The sequence below is a fragment of the Desulfatibacillum alkenivorans DSM 16219 genome (assembly GCF_900142135.1).
GTDB classification, from domain to species: Bacteria; Desulfobacterota; Desulfobacteria; order Desulfobacterales; family Desulfatibacillaceae; genus Desulfatibacillum; species Desulfatibacillum alkenivorans.
This window is the reverse complement of the sequence record NZ_FQZU01000013.1, coordinates 97,941-117,717: the sequence shown is the minus strand read 5'-3', so window position 1 is coordinate 117,717 and position 19,777 is coordinate 97,941. Positions and strand designations below refer to the sequence as shown.

Below are 19,777 nucleotides of genomic sequence, written 5' to 3'. Positions count from 1 at the left end.
GCTAAAGCCTGATTGAGCAAGTCCAAGGGCGCCTTCCCGCAAGGGAGGCGCCTTTTTTATTTGGACGAAGCGTCTTGACTCTGTTTAAAAAATCTTTAGAATCAAAATATCATTGTCTTACTGGAATCAGATCAAGAAATTCTATCATAGGAGGTTATTATGGGGGCGAAAGCAAGCTTGAAGGCGATCATTGACGATATGTCCATGAACTTTGATGAAGCCACTAGTTATCTGGAAAGGGAAACCGGCAAGGTGTTTTTTATTGCCGATGAGGTGTTCTCCTATGTTGAGGATGGAGAGGAAGGGTACAATTCGTCTGATTGGCAGGAAGAAGATTTTGAACTGGCGAAAAGGATCCTGGAAAACGATGAGGCCTTTGCCGCGTTGCCTGACAATTTTGAAATCAACGAATATCGCATCATGGAAAATTTTATCAACTCCCTGGACAACGATCGGGTTGCCGAGGACCTTGCCGATGCAATCCAGGGCGCCGGCGCCTTTCGCCGCTTCAAAAACGGCATCCGCTACCATGGAGTGCAGGAGGACTGGTACAAATTCAAAGACCAAGCCCTTAAAAAAATAGCCATGGACTGGTGCGAATTTGAAAACATCGAATATGTGGATGATTGCAAGGACTGAGCAGCCAGGCAAATTCCTGTGAATCCCTGCTTTCAATGGAGTGTTTGACCTGCCCCGCTCGCCTTGGGTACTATAAAAAAGCCAACCTGCTTTTTTGTTCTTAACAATTCTCTTAACCCAAGGACTTTTCTAATGAGCTTGAAAGACAAATACGCCATTGTGGGAGTCGGATACACGCCCCAGGGCAAGGTCCCGGACCGGACGTCGTTGAGCTTTCATCTGGAAGCCACGGCCAACGCCATCAAAGACGCAGGCCTGAAAAAAGAGGACATTGACGGCCTCATCGCCTATCGTCACTTTCCCCCCTGCCCGGGCGAGCCTGACGTCACCCCGCAACACATCGCCCAGCACCTTGGCATTGAGCCGTCCTACCTGAGCCAGGACGCCAACTGATCCCGCATTCATTTACAGCACGCAGTTGGCGTGCTTGACGCCGGGATTTGCAACTACGTGGTCATCACCTACGGCCACAGCGCCTTGTGGGGCGGCGGCATGGCCCAAATGCTCTTTCAGATGACCCGAAACGAGGCGGCTTTCGGCCATTTCGGCGCTGTGGGCGGATACGCCCTGGCGGCCAGAAGGGCCATGCACGAGTTCGGGACAGGACCGGGAACCTGGCAGCGCATTGCTTCCGGACAGCGGAAATGGGCGGCCTTGAATCCCATCTCCGTCATGGGCAAAAAGCCTTTGGCTGAGGAAGACTATTTTAAGGCCCCCATGGCGGCCGATCCCTTCCGCCTGGTGGATATCTGCCTTGTCAGCGACGGAGGCAGGGCCATCATCGTCACCTCGGCCGAGAGGGCCAGGGATTTGAGGCAGCCCGCAGTTTTGATTTCCGGCATGGGACAGCAGAATCCCTCCCGTGAAATCGGGCAGGCAAGATATATGGCCGGCCCCACCGGCGCAAAAAAGGCCGGGAAGGAAGCCCTGCAAATGGCGGACGTCAGCCTGAAAGACGTGGACGCCTGCCAGATTTACGACTGCTTTTCCTACACCGTGGAAATCACCTTGCAGGACTATGGTTTTTTCGGGCCTGGGGAAGGCGGAGACTGGCTTAAGGGCGGAACCATCGAGCCCGGAGGAAGCATGCCCGTCAACACATCGGGCGGGCAATTGTCCGAGGCGTATTTCATGGGCCTGACTCCCATTGCCGAGGCGGTCATGCAGCTTCGCGGCCAATGCGGCGACAGGCAGCTTGGGCCCCAGACCCAAACCAAGCCGCCGGAAGTCATCCTGGCCAGCGACAACGGAGGAATCCTCCAATCTCATGCTTGCTTTGTACTTAAAAAGGGGTAGCCGCCATGACCTATAACGATCTTACGCCCACGCCTGACGCCGACTCCAAGCCCTTTTGGGAAGGATGCCGGAATCATGAACTGCTGTTTCAGAAATGCGCCGAGTGCGGAGAAATCCGCTGGCCTCCCGGCATTCTTTGCCCCCGTTGCCATTCCCAGGAAGTGGAAATGGTTCAGTCGGGCGGCAAAGGAACCATATACAGCTACGTGATATACCACCAGCCCTTTCACCCCGAATTTGCGGACAAGGTTCCTTACGTGGTCGCCATTGTGGAGTTGGAGGAAGGCCCCATGTTGATCACCAACATTGTGGAATGCCCCCACGAATCCTTGGCCTGCGACATGCCGGTCCAGGTGCATTGGGACGACGTCTCGGAGGAATGCACCCTGCCGAAGTTTAGGCCTGCATAAAATGTAGGGAAGAGATTGTTTGAATTGGGAAGGCGGATATTATAACACACGTGTCAAGCCCTAAATTTACCTTTTTTATCTCTCCGACCATTTTTTTTAACGCCGACTACTCCAAGTCCGGTTTGCCAGGCAAACCGGACTCGGCTGTCTTTTTACTGCTTCCATGAAAAAGCTGGACCTAACCCCCTCTGATAAATTATAACATTGGTATCGATTTCATATAATGCTCAAAATGAACGCATCCTGCTGGTGGACGACGAGCCCGCCATCGCGCGAATCGGGCAGGTCATGCTGGAGCGGCTGGGTTATCAGGTGACTGTGCAACTCAGCGGCGAGGACGCTCTGGAAAAATTCAAAACCGAATCAGATTCCTATGACATGGTCATCTCCGATATGGCCATGCCCCACCTCACCGGCGACCAACTCGCCGTGGAATTGAAGAAAATACGCCCCGACATCCCCATTGTCATTTGCACCGGGTTCAGCGAACGCATCAACAAAGAGAACGCGGCGGCCATCGGCGTCAAAGGCTTTCTCATGAAGCCCATCGTCAAGCAGGAAATGGCGTCCATGATTCGGGGGGTGCTGGACTCGGATAAACCAGCCTAACTTCCTCTTTAAGCATAATCCGCCGGGTTGACGCCGTAGCGCTTGGCCTGAGCCCAGACGCTGGTGCGGGAGATTCCCAGGATTCTGGCCGCCTCGGATTGGTTGCCCCTGGCTGAGGTTAAGGCCTCTATCAGGCGCGTCTTTTTAACCTGATCCAATGTGGCGCCGCCAGGCCCCCTGCTATGCAAAGGGAAAGGCTGCGGCGGCGCGCAATCCGGCTGCGCTGCTATGGGCGCGGGCAAGTGCCGGGGCTCGATCAACTCCTCATGGCAAGAGACAAAGGCGAACTCCAGGGCGCTTTTCAGCTCCCGCACATTACCCGGCCAGTTGTAATTGACCAGGGCGTCCATAGCCTCTCTGGAAATCCCCTGGATGTCCTTGCCGCTTTTCATGCGGATGCGGTTGAAAAAAGACCTGGCCAGAAGCGGGATGTCCTCCTTGCGCTCCCGAAGCGAAGGCGCCCGCAGGGGAATGACGTTGATCCGGTAGAAAAAATCCTCGCGGAATTCGCCTTTGGCAATAAGGGCCTGCAAATCCCGGTTGGTGGCGGATATAATGCGCACGTCCACCTGGATGGGCCTGTGGTCCCCCACCCTTTCCACCACCTTCTCCTCCAGCACCCGCAAGAGTTTGACCTGGGTGGACAGGGGCAAATCCCCTATTTCGTCCAGAAAGATGTCCCCTTTATCCGCAGCCTCAAACCGCCCTTCCCGGTCCCTGTGCGCGCCTGTGAACGAACCTTTTACATGTCCGAAAAGCTCGCTTTCCAACAACGATTCGTTCAAAGCTGCACAATTCACCTTTATATAAGGAGACCGGCTGCGGGACCCGGCCTCGTGAATGGCCTTGGCGATCAATTCCTTGCCCGTTCCGCTTTCTCCAAAGATGATCACCGGCGCGTCCGATTGGCCGGCGTTGCGAATCAGCTCAAACAGGGCTTGCATGGGCGCCGAAGCCCCGATCATGCCGTAAAACCGGTCCTGGGCGTCCAACTCCTGACGATAGGAGGCAATCAGGCTTTCCTTGGTCGTCAGGTCGGTGATGTCCGTAATGGTCTCCACCGCTCCGATAATCTGCCCTTCGCCGTCTTTCAGCACAGAGGCGTTTTTCACAATCCGGACCGGCGTGCCGTCCTTGCGAATCAGGGCGCAGCGCTGCCTCCGAAGCCTGCCGTGCTTGAACATCACGCACCAGTGGCAGCCCTCCGCGTTTCTGGCGATTTCACACGAACTGCACCCCAGCAAGGTGCAGGACTGCCCAAGAACTTCACTTTGGGAGTAGCCGGTGATGGTTTCAAATCCCTTGTTCACCGATATGATGGTTCCTTCCGGGCTGACGATCATTACGCCGTCCTGGATGGTGTCCACCACGGTTTTCCAATAGAGGTTCAGGTCTGAGCTGTTCATGTGTTCACCTATGTTAAGAAAATTAACATCAACTCTGTTTAACAAGTTAACACATCAGGACCACTATAGCCAGAAGATTTTACCTGCCTATCCATATGCAGCGCCAAGAACCCCTAAAATTTTTGTTTAAATTCAAAAATTTAGGCAATTTTAATTAAATCTTTAATCGTTCTGGCGCCAAGTTTGCCAATAAGGAGGATGACTTTAGGGCAAGGCAAAACATTAAAGGGGCCTGAACGCATGATGAAACAATTTGATTTAAGAGACACGATCATACCGCTTTCGTTGCTTCAGGCGACCAATCACTTCCACAAGATGGAGTCAGGGGAATCCATGGAGATCATATGCAACGACTCAGGCCCGGCGTCGGATATCCAGACCATACTTCCGGCCGGACGATTTGAAGTGGTCTCTGTTGAGGATAATTACCAGAATGAAAACGGATACAGGACTGTCATCCGAAAACTTTAAACAGGCGCCGAGCCTATAATGAAAGGAAACCAGACCATGACCAACAAAGTTCTTATCGCTCTTTCCTGCGGCACCAATAACACCAATCGTTCCACCCGCGCTTTTCATCTGGCCACCGTGGCCCATAAGGAAGGCAAGGAAGTGACCATGTTTTTGCTGGATGAAGCCGTGTATCTGGCCAAAGAAGGCCTGATCGAGCATGTCCGCGCCGCCACCGGCGACGTGGCCGACGACCTGTTGACCTACCTGCAGGCCCATGAAGTGCCCATTTTGGTGTGCACGCCTTGCGCCAAGGCTCGCCGCGTTGCTGAAGAAGATTTGATTGACGGCGCCAGAATGGCTCCTGCTACGGAACTGATTCGTCTTTCCTGTGAAAGCGCAGTTATCAGCCTGTAAGAAAGAAGGTGATTTAACATGGGACAAAAAGTTTTAATCATAGGGGCCGTGGCTCTCGGACCCAAGGTGGCTTGCCGGTTAAGGCGCCTGGACCCGTCCGCCCATGTTACCCTGATAGATCGCGATAACCTGATTTCCTACGGCGGATGCGGCATTCCTTATTATGTGGGCGGGGACGTCGCCGACCTGGAAGGCTTGTACTCCACCAGTTCACACGCCATTCGCGACGATCGTTTTTTTAAGACCGTCAAGGGCGTGAACGTCCTTAGCCGGACGGAAGTGACGGATATAGACCGAAAAGGCAAGACCGTCAGCGTGCGCAACCGGGCGACTGGTGAAGAAAAAACGCTGGATTACGACAAGCTGGTCCTGGCGACTGGGGCCAACCCGGTTGTACCGCCCATTCCCGGGGCGGATCTGCCTGGCGTGTCCGTGGTGGCCAATCTGCATAACGCCAAGGAGATTAAGGAAAAAATTTCCAAGGGCCAGGTGGAGTCGGCGGTGGTTATCGGCGGCGGCGCCATCGGCGTGGAAATGGCGGAAGCCCTGGCCGACCTATGGGGGGTGGAAACCACCCTGGTGGAAATGATGGAGCATTTACTTCCCACGGCCATCGGGCCGGACATGGGCCTGATTGTAAAAAACCATATGGAGGAGCATGACGTCCGGATTCTTCTGGGCGAGTCCGTAACCCGGATTGTGGGGACGCCTGAAACCGGCGTGGAAGGCGTCAAGACCAATAAGCGGGATATCCCCTGCCAGTTGGTCGTGCTGGCTGTCGGGGTCAGGCCCAACGCCGATTTGGCGGCAAAAGCCGGGCTGGCCATTGGGCCGCACGGCGGCATTCTGGTGGACAACACCCTGCGGACTTCGGACCCGAATATTTTCGCCGGAGGCGACTGCATTGAACTGACTCATTTGATCAGCGGCCAAAAAGTTCCCATGGCCTTCGGTTCTTTGGCCAACCGGGAAGGCCGGGTGATAGGCACGAACATCGCCGGCGGAAACGCCCAGTTTAAAGGCAGCGTAGGCGCTTTTTGCCTCAAGGCATTCGAGATGGGCGTGGCCTCGGCCGGCCTGACCGCAGCCCAGGCCCAAGACGCTGGATTCGATCCGGTGCATGCTGTGGTTGTGCAGGCGGATCGCGCCCATTTTTACCCCACCAACCAATTGATGTACATGAAGCTCATTGCGGATAAAACCACCCACAAGGTGCTCGGCGTGGAGGCCGTGGGCCATAACGGCGACGCCGTAAAAGCCCGGGTGGACGCCGTGTCCGCGGTATTGCCTTTCGGACCGGACGTTTCGGACATCACGGCGTTGGAAGTCACTTATGCGCCGCCCTTTGCTTCGGCCATGGATATTGTAAACAATGCGGGCAATGCCTTGGACAACATTCTTAAGGGCAAAAACAAGCCCATTGACGTGGCGGATTTTCTGAAGCTCTTTGACGAGGCCAAGGCTCACGTTCTGGACGTTCGGGGCAAACCCGAATCCCAGCCTTTTGTGGAACGCTTCGGCGACAGGTGGGTCAACATCCCTCAGGACCAGCTTGCCGCCCGGATCGGCGAGATCAACGGAAACGGGTACGGGACCGGCCAGTTGTGCCTGATTTGCGACACCGGGCCCAGGTCGTATGAAGCGCAATGCTTGCTGGCCAGTCACGGCATTACGGACACCGTCAACATCCAGGGCGGATACGGCATGCTTAAGAAAAGCGCCCCGGATTTCAACAATCCGGTTTAAATATTTGTCAGCGGATTAGCCTGTCCGTACAAAACAGGCTCACACTCACTCTCTCCCTTGAATAGGAAAAGCCCCGAGGCCCATGGCCCCGGGGCTTTTCCATCCCCTTTTGACATCTTCCCACAGGGAAAATATATGCAACGGGCGAAACCGCCCGAATTAACCTAATCCTCGTCCGGCGCCAGCCATTCAAACAAGGACTCGTCGAACTTGTAGCTCAGGCCGAAATACAGTCCTTCGGCGTAGTACTTTTCCGCGTCCAGGTCTTCGTCCGTGAACCCGGCGAAATTATAACCCACTCCCAGACGCGCGTTCTTGAAGGCGTTGAAAAAAATCGCCGCGCCGCCTGAGTAGCGGGTGGAGTCTCCGTCGGTATTGAGGGCGCCGCCGTGGATATCAAAGTCCAGCCACTCGGTGATGTCAAAAATCAACCGAAGCCCACCCAACGAGGTAAAAGACTCGTAATAATTCTCAAAAAGCATGACCCGCTGCCACTTTCCAGCCAACCGGCCGGAAAGAATCAAATCTTCCCTGACCTGATAGTTGTGGTGCGACGACACAATGTGGGCGCGTTTGGAGTCCACGCTGTCCGCATTGCGGGATTCCTTCCACTGGTACATCCCGATCCAATGGTACTTGTTGGTCGTGACGGGCCGGCGGGCTATCCCCAGGGTGAGAGCCTGGCGAAGCACGTCCGGGCTTTCGTCGGGCAATTCAATATTAAATTCCTCTTTGACGGCGCCGGTCCAGTTTCTGGAAAACCGGGTCGCCCAGGCTGCACGCACGCCGTACATATTGCTGTCCTTGCCAAGGCGGGTTTCCAGCCGGCCTGATTTTTTGCTGTGTTTGGACCTCTTATCCACCATGCCCATGGAAGCGGAAAAGGCATCGCCTGCGTTTTCGCCGTCAAGGGTGTTGACGTACTCCAACTGAGGGGAAAAGGACAAGCCCGGCTGAAGGTCGATAGTGCGGCGGACGCCCGTGGCGCTTTCCTGCTCGCGGCCGCTGGAGCCGCCCCGGATGCGATATTCCGAGTAGGCCTTGGTATTGGTCATGAAGTCAGAGGACACGCCGAATGTGGTTGTGGAGCGGTCCACGTCGCTGGACAAGCTGGTGACGCCGGAAAGACTGTTTATCAACTCCTGCTTGGCGTAAAGCTTGACCATCTTGTGCACCTGCCAGTCGGCGTTGGCTTCCAGGGAGCGTCTGCCGGCGTCGGAGACGTCCTGCTCCCATGACACGCCGGCCTGTCCCTTGCGTTTAAGCAAGTAGAAGTCCCTGCCCAGGCCCAGGCGATAGGTGTATATGTCTTCTTCCGCGGTGTCCGAGGTCTCCATCTGACGGATGAACCGGCCGCCCGCCTCGGTATGCCACAGGCCGAACTTGCGCTCCGCCAGAAGGCCGGCTGAAATCCGCTCGTCCTCGCCCTGGAGATCCTTGCTTTCCAAGCCTTCCAAGGTGACCGTGGTGTGCGTGTAAGGCCGGTATTCGGCTTCGGCGGTCAATTCCTGACGCCCTGCCGAGCCGGAGCCGCTGGAGTTGTCAAACCCCGGCTGCGCCGTCACGAATTCAGCCTTTGTGCTGAACTTGTCGTGCCACTGGTTTTCCATGTCCACGCGAATGGCGTCGCCGGAGGGATCTCCGTTTTTATGCACCATATGGGCGTATTCCGCTTCCACGTCGTGCTTGTCTTTAATCTTGTATTTGACGTACCCGGAGGAAATCCGGCTGCCGTCCTCGGGATGCTCATCCTGGGTGTGAGTTCCGCCAACGGACAAGTCTTCCGTAATTTGCTGCTCCGCCCTGGCGCCCCAGACGGCATGGCGCTCGGCCCCGCCTTCCGTATCGTAGGAAATGCGGATGTACTGGGGATTGTTATTTTCGTCCACGGAGGCGATGGCGTCGTGAAACGTAATATAACCGCTTACGGGGTCGATCTGGTAATCGTCCAGGCGCGTCATGGATACAGTGTTTATGATCAGGCCCGGGTTGTCCCTGGAGCGGGTGATGAGCTCGATGGTTTCGCTGTTTTCCTCGATGGGCGCGCCGGAGATGCGGTAGAAGGTCGCCGTGCCGTTGGCCCGGATTTCCTCGGTCCTGCGTTCGTAGTCAGGCTCTGCATAAAAGCCGGAAACCTTGGTCCCGCCCACTTCGATATTGGCGTTGGCGCCCGTGAGGGTGCGATCCACCCGAGCCAGGCTTTTTTCGTTGTAATCCGTGCGGTAATCGCCCCACATGACGCTGCTGTTATTCTTTTCCAGACGCACATAAAGCGCGCTGCGGCTTTGGGCGTCGTAGCCCTTCACCGAGGCGTCCCCGTAAATGGGGTAGTATTCGTCCGGGTCGATATCCCGAAGCAGGGTTTCATCTTCATCTTTATCCGAATCGTAAGCCAGGGTCAAAAGCACGTCGCCCTTCACCTTGCCTTTGAGGAAGACCGCGCCCCGGCCCCGGTAATCCAGTTCTTCGTCAAAAGAGTCCGCCTGATCCGTAGGCAGAATGGATTCCTCGGAGATGTCGTTGAAATGCACGGAAAAATCCACCAGGCCGGCCGCCACAATGGGCCTGAGCGGCGCGGCGAATCTCACCTGGGTTTTGTCTTTTAAACCGGTCCCGGCCGTAGCTGCCAGGTCAACCTCGCCCGCCCTGAAGCTGCTTTGCAGATGAAGCATGGCCCGGCCGTTTTCCACGCGGACCTGATGGCCCGGCTCTTTGGACTGGATGTCAGGCTCCAGGAACCGGCCGTCGGAGGCCTCCACAGTGACAAAATGCACGCCCAGCACGCCTATCCCGTCCTTGTCGTTGATTTGAATTTCAACGGGCATGGAGGACTTGCCGCCGTCCGCGGGAACGCTGGATGCGGAAGGGACGATTCTCAGGGTCTTGGGCGGCCCTGGATGGGCGAACGTCTTTTGGGCCAGGGCCCTCAGGTTGCCGAACATATCCTTGCCCGAAACCGTCACGTCACAAGGGCCGGGCTCCAGGGGCACGCCGTACCAGGCCAAAACCTGAGCGCGCGTTGCATTATTCAAAACCTGTTCGCCCAACTTATTGGACGGAACTTCCTTGCCGTTTACGCTAAGGACGGGAACGATCCCCTTGGGGATGACAACCATAAAACGGCCGTCTCGCGCGACCTCTCCGGCAGGCCATATAAACGCGCCTTCCTTGGCCTGCTGCGCGGTTGCCCGCCTTGCGACGTCCTCGACCTTGGGCATGGCCTTGGAAACGGGCTGAGCCGTTTCAGCGGCCTCCGCCTTGGGCGCTCCCGCTGCGGGATCGGACAAAGCCTTATCGGCCGGATAGGCGACGCCGGAGGATATGTCGCCGTCCGCGCTTGCCGGCGTGTGGTCTTTTTCGTATTCCGTATCGTCAAAGACCGTGCCGTCAAACTCCACGGCGGCTTCGTACACCCAGGAGTCGTCCAGGGATGCATTGCGTTTTTTAATGGCTTCGTAAAGAGCTTCGGCGTTCTCCTCGGGCGGAAGCAGGGCAAAATCCGCCCGGTGAAAATCGCCCTCCACCAGATCCGCAAACCGGGACTCTGGGTCTTTGGCAAACCGGTTGTCAATGGCCGACAGCTTCATGCCTTCGGGCAAAGTGATGGGATCGGGCTTGACCACGTGGGCGCCCGGCTTGAGTCCATAAATGGAGTACTGGCCTTTTTCGTCGGTAATGGCCCAGGTTCCGTCTTCCAGATAAATCCTTACGCCGCCCACGGCCAATTCGTCTTCGTCTTTTACCTTGTTTGCGTTTTCATCCACAAAAACCGTACCAAACAGGATGGCGCGATCCGAAAACAAGCCGTCCTGCTCGATGTCCACCATGGCCTGGACCTTGACGGAGTTGAACTTGACCCCCCGGCCTGTCACGGTAAAAGCCTGAGCCTTGTTGACCCCGTCGGAATCCAGGCCGCCGGGGGTCACCATGAGCACGTAGGTGATTTCCAAAGTCTGGCCGTCATCAAGGGTTCCAACGTCAAACACAAGCACCGGACCTTTTTCGCCTTTGGGGTCGCCGGCTTTTTCGCCGTCGTACTTGGTGCTGCCCCGCACATATTTAAAGCCATAGGGGATTTCGTCGCGCACGGTGGTATCAAACAGCTTGGCGCCGGCGTTGTTGCGCACCGTCAGGGTGTAAGGCACAAAGTCGCCCACCTGGACCGAAGAGTCCGTGGTGGTTTTCTCCAGCACAAAGCGGCCGTCATTATCCGGATCAAGCGGTATGTCCACGATCAACGCCGGATCTCCCGCCGACAAAATGAATTCCCCGGAATTGGGCGTTTTTTGCCGTCCGTTCTGGCCGTAGGAGTACGCGTTGACCGTATACTGGCCCGCAAAGGTATGGGCCGGAGTAACAGAGGGAAAATTGAGTCCACCGGGCGGCTGCACGTGAATATAGTATGTCCCGGGATAGACCCTTGGGAACTGGTATTCGCCGTCCGGACCGGTCAGTTGGGGTTCGATTACAGACGTCCCGCCCGTATCCGGGTCCAAAGCAAGCTGGCCGTCCGAGGTGCGGATGGATACGGTTGCGTTCGCCACCGGGTCCAAGGTAACGGAGTCGAAAACCACGCCCAAGGGATCTACGACGGCCGCGTCCACCAGGACGAATCCCGTGCCGGGATCTTCGATAGTGGCCCGCAAGGTGTCGCGGGACATGCTTTGCAGCACGCATCCGCCTGCGTTGGCCGCGGAGCAGGTTCCTCCGCCGGAGGTCTGATCCGTATCCAGCGTTATGGGAACCCTGGAACGGAAAACGCCAGTGTTGGGGCCGGTTTCCTCCAGTTGCACGTAGACGTCGTCGCCGGTCAGCATGGAAACCACGTGCACCACAATCACGTCCGCAGCCACCGGGCTGGTGTTCAGGCTGGAGGAGTGAACCTCCAGGTACACGCCGTCCCGAACCTCGTCGTAGGTGGGATACGAGGACAGCCGGTACAGACCGGCATCCTGGTAATCGTCATCGTCCTCAAAATCAGGGGCCGTGGAATTGACTCTCAGGGAATAGACCGGCTCCAGGAATCTGATAACAGCTTCGTTCTCCGCTTCCGGATCGTCTTCCACGCCTTCCTCAAGGGTATTGCAGGCCTCATTGGAGTACAAATCCGTAAAGCCGTCGCCGTCCTTGTCGATCTCAGCTTGATTGACAATCGTGGTTCCAGGGGTGATTTCGCTTATTACCCTTACGGTAAACTGCCAGGAAGCGCTTTCGTTGGATCCCAAAGCGGTGTCCGGAAACAATACGCCAACCCGTTCAATCAAATCGTTTTCGGTTGCATTGGAAAACGAAATCCAATCATTGACGCCCGAGCCATCCAACTTTACCAGCACTTTGGAGCCCACAGGCGCCGCCAGGGCATCGACGTCCAGGGCGACAACCACATTGGGAGGCAGGGGGTCTTCCACCAAAAAGCCTGTTTCGATAACGCCGTCCACCACGATATCCCGAAAGTCCGGTGCAGCGCCTCCCACATTGGTTAGGGTGATGGAGTAGGTGATATCCTCGCCTGGGTGTACGGCTTCGTCGCATTCCGGGTCGCTGTTTTTGGAAAACTGAAAAACCGCCTCATTGGAATTAAGGGTTGCCGTATCCGTGTTGCTGCTGGAAACAGCAGCCGCCGTCTGACTTTGAGCGGTAATGACAATAACTCCGGTCTGGCCGGCCACGTACGTGCCCGGGACGCTGCCGCCCAAGACCAGGTAAATGGATTCGCCCGCCGGAATGAGATCCGTTTCGGTTATCTCAGGCTCACCGTCGTCTATCAGCCCGTTTTGATTTGTATCCAGGGCGATGGTCACCGTGTCGAAGTCAAAGTCGTCTCCGGGCTGGTTGGCATAGCTTAAGCTATAAGTATCGGCCGTGTTGCCGGTGTTTGTTAAGGTATGTTGAAAGTTGATATATTGCCCGGCCGCCGCGTCCTGACTTTGATCCGCTTCCAAAGACAAGGCGTACAAGTTCCCTACTGTGACCAGGGAAATATTGGACAATGTCTTGCCGGCGATTTCCTTGCCCGTATCAAAATACGTGGCGGTCGCCTGGTTGGTAATGAGCACCCCGGCTGGAGTGACGGCCCAAGAAGGCGATGCTGCTGCCAGGAGCAACGCCAGGACTGCCACAACGATATATAAAAACTTATGCCGGATCATGTACCCTGTACCCTTGCCTTGGCCGGGGAAGCCCCCTGCCTCGGCTTTAAAATTTGCCGGGGTTCCGGCCGGCCCTTTGACCGGCCGGACTCCCGTTGATTTGCGCCTTGAAAACCTCAAAACACACTCCCGATTGCACGTAGGAGGATGTCACAAGAACCTGTACATCCGATCCGTTACTGCACCTTGGTCTGGAACTGCAAAGTAACGGATGCGCCGGAAGCAATGGTTCCGAGTTCAAAGGTGATGCTGTCGCCGACCACCTTGGCGTTATAGCCGTCCGCGCGGGCTTCCGCATCGTCAGCGTCCGTATGGGCGATGAGGGAAGCGCCGGGGTTGGCGGTGGTTCCGAAGTCGCCCGCGCCGCTCAGCAGGGAGCCGGGCACGTAGTCGCTGAAAGCAGGCACGGTGTCGTAGATGACCACGTCATCGGCGGCGGCCGTACCTTCGTTGGTGACCACCAGACGCCAGGACACGCATTCTTCGGGATTGGCCTTGGAGGCCGCTTCCACAGCAAAGGCTTCGTCAGCGACGCCGTTGCATGCCGCATCCACGGCCACGGTCTTGGACAGACGAATCTGGCCCTGGATAACCGTGGTCTGGTCAATGTTCACAACCTTGGAGGCGCCTGCATTGTAAGTGGCGGTGATGGTCAGGATGTCCAGGGTTCCGTCCGGGGCGCTGGAGGGCGCGAATTCCAGAACGGAGATAGCCAGTTTTTCGCCCGGAGCGAAAACCAGGCTGTTGGCCACAGTCTGGCCGAACACCTGAGAAACATAAGCGCCGGCGGCGTCCGTGTAGAACACGCTGTCCGTGATGGCCAGGGTGGAGAAGGGCTTGTTGCCGGAGCCGTCGCCCGTTGTGTCCACCAGGATGTTGTTGCCCCAACCGGAGGCGCTCAGGCTGTTCACGGCGGACAGGGTGAAGGCTTCCACGGTGTTGCCGTCGTTCCTCAGGGTGTGAGGATAGGCGATGGAGCCGCCGGGCTGAATCTGTCCGGTCTGGTTGGCCTGCAGGGTGACCTTTTCAGAATCGGTCACGTCAATGGCGTCCAGCTTGATATCCGAAGCGCCCGTATTGGTGGAGACGACCCGGATAAAGATGGGGTAGTCGCCGTCGCCGTCAGCCGGGGAGGACCCGTCAATGGTTTCAACCGTTGCGTCTCCGTCAAAGTCCGAGGAGTAATCGGCCAGGGCGTACACGGCGGTGGAAGGCACAGTCACCTTCAGGTAGAAAGAGTAGCTTCCGCCCGCGGAGACCGCCGGCGTGGTGGTGATGGTGTTGCCTGCCGTGCTTTTGAACACATAGGACCACCCCGTGGGCATTCCGCCCAGGACAGCGCCGTTCCAGCTTCCGCCCGCGGTAAGCTGGAAAGAGTCCGGCACGCCGGAGTCGTTCTGGATGGTCAAGGGGATGTTCACGGCTACGCCGGGCGCGGCATCATACGTGGTGGTGGGGGATTCGCTGCCCACGACCGGATAGGCGTCTTCGTTGGTGAGGGGGTTTCCGTCAGGAGTGCTGGCGCCAACCGCTGCTTCGTTGGAAAGGTCAACCATAGGAGCGGTAATGGTGAGCAGTTCCTCGGTTGCATCGTCAAACGTGGTTGCGTCGCCTGCGGAGGTTGCGGCCACCGTAGCGGTAAAGGAGCCTGCGTTGCTTCCGTCGCCGTCATAAGCGCCTGCGGGCAACTGGGCTTTGATCATAATGGTTTTTACTTCGCCTGCAGCCATGGGGCCTGTGTCCACGGCGCCGTCGTCATTGGTGTCCAGGAGGGCGGTGGTTCCATCGGCCTGCCAGAAGCTGAAAACCGTACCTGCCGGGAAATTCCCGTTCACCGCAGTCAGTTCAAAGGTGTCGGTTCCGTTGCCGTTGTTGGTAATGATGTTCTTGAACAGAACCTGCTCGCCGGAAGCGGCGGTGTTGACCTGTTGGGTGTCGTTGGGCAGGCTGTCGTCGTCGCCGCCGTCATTTACGCCGGCGGCGCCGTTTACGCCTGTATCCGTGACGGTCACGCCGTACACCTGCGGAACGATCTGGGTGGTGATGTTGGATGTGACGTTTTCGCCTGCGTCGTCGTCATCGCCGTCGTCATTTTTGTCGCCCCGGATGTTCACGGAGTTCCGGAGCAGAGTCCCGGCGGGCAAGGTTGCAATAACGGGAACCGTGTAGGTGAAGGAAATCGTCTCGTCGGCGTTCAACACGTCGTCATGGCCGCGCACGCCAAAGTCGCCTGTTGTGGAGTCGTTGTCGGCGTCGTTGACTGCAATGGGGTCAAAGCCGTTGATAGTGTCCGTGTTGGCCGTACCTTCCGCAGGGTCTGCGGCGGTGTCTTCGTAATCGCCCTCGGTAGCGTTGATTACGATGTCGGTCACGTCGGTTACGTCAAACACCGTGAGATCCAGGGCGTCCTGAATTTCCACGTCGTAAGCCGCCACCGGGCCGGTGTTGGTGATGGTGACCACAAAGGTGACCGTATCGTCCACGATGGAGTCGGTGCCCTGATCGTTGTAGGTGGAAGACTTGTTGACGTTCAGGACCGCATTGTCAGTCACCGTTGCCAGGTCTTCGTTGGTGCCGTCCAGGGTATCCACGCCGTTGCCTGCGGTGAGGTCGTCAACGGTTCCGCTGGTGGGCGTAACCGTCAGGGTGGCGCCGGCGGTCTGGCCGGGAGTGGACGTTGGCAGCTTGGCCAGCACGACCAGGTCCAACTGGGTGTCGGCCTGCAGGGTTACCGTGCCGGTTCCGCCGCCGTTGGTTATCAACGTTTCACCGGCGGTGGCCACGCCGTCGCCGTTCTGGTCGATGTACACGGCCAGATTATCAAAATCGAGGTCATCGCCGCCGGAAATGCCTTGGGCCAGGGCGATGGTGTAGGTGTCTTCTCCGTTGCCGGTGTTGGCCAGCACATGAGAAAAGTTTACGGACTGGCCGGAAGCCGCGTAAAGAGAGCGGTCTTCAGCCAAAGTGGCGGAATAAACCTGCCCGACTTCCACGGTCGCGATATTGGACTGGGCCGTCTGGGCGTTCAGGTTTGCATCCACGTAAGTTGCAGTGGCCTGGTTCTGAATACGCTCCCCCGCGCTAGTTCCAGTCGCCAAAGCAACGCCCGGCAGGACGCACAATGCCAACAAAACCGCAAATACGGTTTTCCAGCTATTTTGCCGGTTAGGGTTCCAGGTTTTCATAACATCCTCCAGTAGTGTAATAAGGTTTTTTGGCGCAAAATCCCGGGCCTTGGCAGGAGGCCGGGATTAAAAGTTAACTATTTTAATTTATGAAATTTTCACACGGCACCGAAACACCTGCACTTCTCCGGGCTGGATCGCTCTTTTGGGAACCCACCGGATGTGCGTGTATTCTTCGGGGCCGATAATGATTTCCTTTTTTTCTCCGTCCTCGCCTTGGCGCATGCGTTTGACGGGCTCTTCATCCCAGGTTGCGCCGCCGTCAATGCTGATCAAAAGATCATGCACGACCAAAGATGCGGCCGATCCGGCCACATAGGTCGTATTGGGAGGCACGGGAATCTGGACCACCAAACCGCTCAGGGCTGAGTCGCCGGCATTCCGGTAGGTCGTGCGGTACTCCACGATGTCTCCGGGATAAGCGGCGTCGGTTTTTTTCAGAACCTCGGCGCCTGCGGCGTCTTTTGTCACCAAAAGGGTTTCCATCAGGCTTTCCAGAGGGCCTGCAAAAGCAGTTGCGCACATAGCCAGGATCGCCAACGCCGCCAGGGCGAGGATTCTTTTGGATATTTGTTTGCGCATGGTTGTTCTCCTGACAAAGCGGATCATGGTTTCTTAATCCACCTTTACGCGGAAACGGATTTCCGCCTGTTCTCCTGGCTGGAGGCAAAAAGATTCGTTCCCGCCATTGTTATCAATGTCGTAGGGATTTCCGACGGTGCAATCAAAGTCCTGACCATTCACCACGCAGCTTCCGGTTCCACCGGGAGCAGGCTCGGATATAATGGCCGGCGCCCCGTCCAGGGTGGTGAACGCCACGGCGCCGTCATGCACTTCCACCTGACAGATGGGCTCTTGGCCCAGATTGACCACTTCCAGCTTCCAGATCACGCATTCGCCGGGAAGCGCTTCCAGGGTTCCGGTGCCAAAGACCGTGTCCGGCGTTCCGTCGCAATTGTTATCCACGGCGCCGGTTTTTGTGATGGTCAATTGAGTTCCGTTGACGGTGGTGATGTCCAGCACGCTGGCTGTTGCAGAGCCCACAGCCACATCGGCCCTCAGGACCAGCAGGTCGCGGGTGAACTCCACCTCGTTAAGCGTAGCCTGGACGCGCACCCGGATGTTGGTGTGATCGCCCGGATCCATGGGAATGGCAAGGCCGCCTGCGCCGTCATCCACCAGGGCGACGGTTATCCAGGAGGCTGCGCTTGAGTCGAAAATCACCACGTTATCGCCGATGTTCAGGTTTTCCGTCTTGGTCCAGGCGGTAACCTCGGAGCCCAGAGCGGCCGTGGGATATTCCAGTTCGTTCCTCAAGTGGGACTGGCTTTCGACGTAAACGGTAACGTCTTCCTGGGTGTTACCCGTGTTCTGAAGCAAATGGAGGTAATGGACCACGGAACCGGGATAGATGGGCGCACGCTGATTGGGGCTAAGAGCGATGCTTTCGTCCGTCGCCACCACAAGCTGGTCCGCCTTGACGTCTTGAGCCAGGGTGACGGGCGACTTAACCGTGAAAAATATGGTGACCGCCCCGGTGGCGCGATCTTCGGACGACGTGACCTTGGCGTAATAGGAAAAAACCTCGCCGGAATCCAGGGGGCCCGTGTGGGTGACGGTTTCCCCTCCCGGCAGGGTGAATTCCACCTGGATGTCGTCGGGAAGCGCCACGGAGCCTGTGACATCGGCCCAGGCGGAAAGCTCGTAATCGTCCTGAAAGCTGCCTTCGTTGACGGCATACAGGGTGAAGATGACGGTTTGCCCCGGAACTGCGGAAAGGGAGTTGACCACAGCCGGAGGCGTGTCAGCATTGGCGACCCCGCCGTCGTTGAAGCCAGGCGCGGGATTGCTGTTGGCGATATCCACGATGTGGGAGACGATGGTCGTCAGGGTTTCCGTGACCGTATCCGCGGCAGGCAAGCCAGAGGGATCCAGGGCTGAGGTCGCTGTAACCGTTGCAGTGTAAGGCCCGCCTAGTGAAGCGTTAGAGGGAAGCACTGCTTTGACAATTACGTTGACCGAGGCGCCCGAAGCCACGGGGCCGGTGTCGATAGTTCCGTCGCCGTTTGTGTCCAAAAGCCGGACTTCGCCCGAAGCATTGTAGAACACAAAAACAGTCCCGGCGGGAAAGCCGGTCGCGGTGACGGCCAGGTTGAAGCTGTCCTCCAGGTTGCCCTGGTTGGTTACGATATTTGTGAAGATGACGGACTCGCCCTGATTAACCTGATCCACCAATTGGCTGTCGTTGGCCGCGTCGTCGTCACCGCCGTCATTTACTCCCGCCAAAGCGCCTGCGCCGGTGTCGGCGATTTCAACGCCGTAAACCTTCGGAAAAAGGTCTTCCGTGGTGTTTGACTTGACTTCCGGCTCTGTGGTTAGCGGATCGTTATCCAGGTCGCCCTGGCAGGTTGCAAAGTTCTGTATCAGGGCGCCGCCTTCCAGGTCGTCGTCCAGGTCCACCACATAAGAAAAGCTCACGGAATCGCCTGCCGGAAGCAGGTCGATCAAGCCGGATATGGTTCCGGGAACCGCTGCGTCGTGGGTGGGCTCCTGGCCGTCCAATCCATCGTTTCCGTCGTCCCCGGCGTTGGTCGTCCAGTCGCCGTTCACCGCCAAAGAGGCGTCCTGGTAAGCCGTCCCGATGGGGAGGTCATCGGTCACCGCCACGTCCTTGGCGTCATTGGCTCCCTGGTTTTCAATCCGGACCGTGTACAGGATCGTATCGTCGGCCGTTCCGGCCCCGCTTTCCTGGTAGACGGAAGTCTTGGTGATGGTCAGCACGCCGTCGTTGGTGATGATAACCGTATCCTGGTTGGTGTCTGCGGAGCCGTCCGCGTTGGCGCCGCCGTCGGTCACCCCGCCGTTCTGGCAGGCGCCGGTCCCTTCCTGGGCCTGAACGGTCAGCACGGCGCCGTAATTTTGGGCGTCCACGGCGCCGAACGGAACCTTGCCCACCACGATTAAGGAAGCTGCCGAGCCCCTATCCAGGGTAACGGTTCCGTATCCGGCCTGGCCGGAAATATGCAGTACTTCCTCGTTGTCATCCACGGCGCCGTTCTGGTTTTCGTCCAAAACCACCTGGAGCCGTTCAAAATCGCCCGAGTCCCCGGCGGCTTCCGCCACGGATACGCAGTAGACGTCCTGGCCGTTGCCCTGGTTAGTCAGGGTGTGGAACATCAGGGCTTCGCCGTCCGGGGAGGCGTAGGCGGAACGATCGCCTTCCAGGCTCGCCGCATAGACCTGTCTGATGGTCAGGGTCACCAGGTTGGTTGAAGCCTGGCGGTCCTCGCCGTTTTCGTCCGTATAAAAAACGGAGCCCTGGTTTACGATTTTCGTTCCCGCGTCAGGCATTGCGGCCAGGGCGAGGCCCAGGCCCATGACAATCAAAAACACCAGGGCCGGGGCATGGAGCCATGCCCGTTGTATTCGACGCTGCTGGGTGATTTTTTGCTTCATGGACTTTCGCCGCC

At 57.4% G+C, this 19,777-nt stretch carries 12 protein-coding genes; 7 read left to right on the top strand and 5 right to left on the bottom strand.

Features of this window, described 5'->3' with window-relative positions; all coding sequences use genetic code 11:
• Positions 1-159: 159 nt before the first annotated feature.
• The 4 genes from BUE18_RS12495 to BUE18_RS12480 all read left to right on the top strand — a co-directional run bounded on the left by BUE18_RS12495 (position 160) and on the right by BUE18_RS12480 (position 2,954).
• Positions 160-639: a UPF0158 family protein gene (locus tag BUE18_RS12495; RefSeq protein WP_073476128.1), complete on the top strand. Its 480-nt coding sequence runs from the start codon at positions 160-162 to the stop codon at positions 637-639.
• A gap of 132 nt (positions 640-771) precedes the next feature.
• Positions 772-1,935, top strand: a complete 1,164-nt coding sequence (locus BUE18_RS12490) for a thiolase family protein (RefSeq protein WP_170868345.1) — start codon at positions 772-774, stop codon at positions 1,933-1,935.
• A 5-nt stretch (positions 1,936-1,940) separates the two neighbouring features.
• On the top strand, positions 1,941-2,345 hold the full coding sequence (locus tag BUE18_RS12485) for a Zn-ribbon domain-containing OB-fold protein (protein WP_073476126.1): 405 nt from the start codon (positions 1,941-1,943) through the stop codon (positions 2,343-2,345).
• A gap of 204 nt (positions 2,346-2,549) precedes the next feature.
• Positions 2,550-2,954 carry a response regulator gene (locus tag BUE18_RS12480; RefSeq protein WP_073476124.1) on the top strand — a complete coding sequence of 135 codons (405 nt, stop codon included), beginning with the start codon at positions 2,550-2,552 and terminating at the stop codon, positions 2,952-2,954.
• An 8-nt stretch (positions 2,955-2,962) separates the two neighbouring features.
• Here the strand turns inward: BUE18_RS12480 and BUE18_RS12475 are convergent, their stop codons facing one another.
• Positions 2,963-4,360 (bottom strand): sigma-54 interaction domain-containing protein, encoded by a 1,398-nt coding sequence (locus BUE18_RS12475; RefSeq protein ID WP_073476122.1) that lies wholly within the window; start codon positions 4,358-4,360, stop codon positions 2,963-2,965.
• Positions 4,361-4,600: 240 nt separating this feature from the next.
• Between BUE18_RS12475 and BUE18_RS12470 the strand changes: the two genes are divergently transcribed.
• Genes BUE18_RS12470 through BUE18_RS12460 form a run of 3 tightly spaced genes read left to right on the top strand, consistent with a single transcriptional unit; the run spans position 4,601 to position 6,973 of the window.
• Positions 4,601-4,831 (top strand): sulfurtransferase TusA family protein, encoded by a 231-nt coding sequence (locus BUE18_RS12470; RefSeq protein ID WP_170868344.1) that lies wholly within the window; start codon positions 4,601-4,603, stop codon positions 4,829-4,831.
• Positions 4,832-4,867: 36 nt separating this feature from the next.
• Entirely contained in the window at positions 4,868-5,227 is a 360-nt protein-coding gene (locus tag BUE18_RS12465; RefSeq protein WP_073476165.1) for a DsrE family protein, read from the top strand.
• Positions 5,228-5,245: 18 nt separating this feature from the next.
• Complete coding sequence (locus BUE18_RS12460) at positions 5,246-6,973, top strand: FAD-dependent oxidoreductase (RefSeq protein ID WP_073476118.1); 1,728 nt, start codon at positions 5,246-5,248, stop codon at positions 6,971-6,973.
• A 164-nt stretch (positions 6,974-7,137) separates the two neighbouring features.
• Here BUE18_RS12460 and BUE18_RS12455 read toward each other — a convergent pair whose 3' ends face one another.
• The 4 genes from BUE18_RS12455 to BUE18_RS12440 form a co-directional block, all read right to left on the bottom strand.
• A complete protein-coding gene (locus tag BUE18_RS12455) occupies positions 7,138-13,122 on the bottom strand; it encodes a DUF11 domain-containing protein (RefSeq protein WP_139264718.1) in 5,985 nt (1,994 codons plus the stop codon).
• Positions 13,123-13,298: 176 nt separating this feature from the next.
• On the bottom strand, positions 13,299-16,307 hold the full coding sequence (locus tag BUE18_RS12450; RefSeq protein ID WP_073476114.1) for a beta strand repeat-containing protein: 3,009 nt from the start codon (positions 16,305-16,307) through the stop codon (positions 13,299-13,301).
• A gap of 87 nt (positions 16,308-16,394) precedes the next feature.
• Entirely contained in the window at positions 16,395-16,889 is a 495-nt protein-coding gene (locus tag BUE18_RS12445; protein WP_170868343.1) for a DUF11 domain-containing protein, read from the bottom strand.
• A 33-nt stretch (positions 16,890-16,922) separates the two neighbouring features.
• Positions 16,923-19,763, bottom strand: coding sequence for a DUF11 domain-containing protein (locus BUE18_RS12440; RefSeq protein WP_073476113.1), 2,841 nt, complete (start codon positions 19,761-19,763; stop codon positions 16,923-16,925).
• Positions 19,764-19,777: the final 14 nt, after the last annotated feature.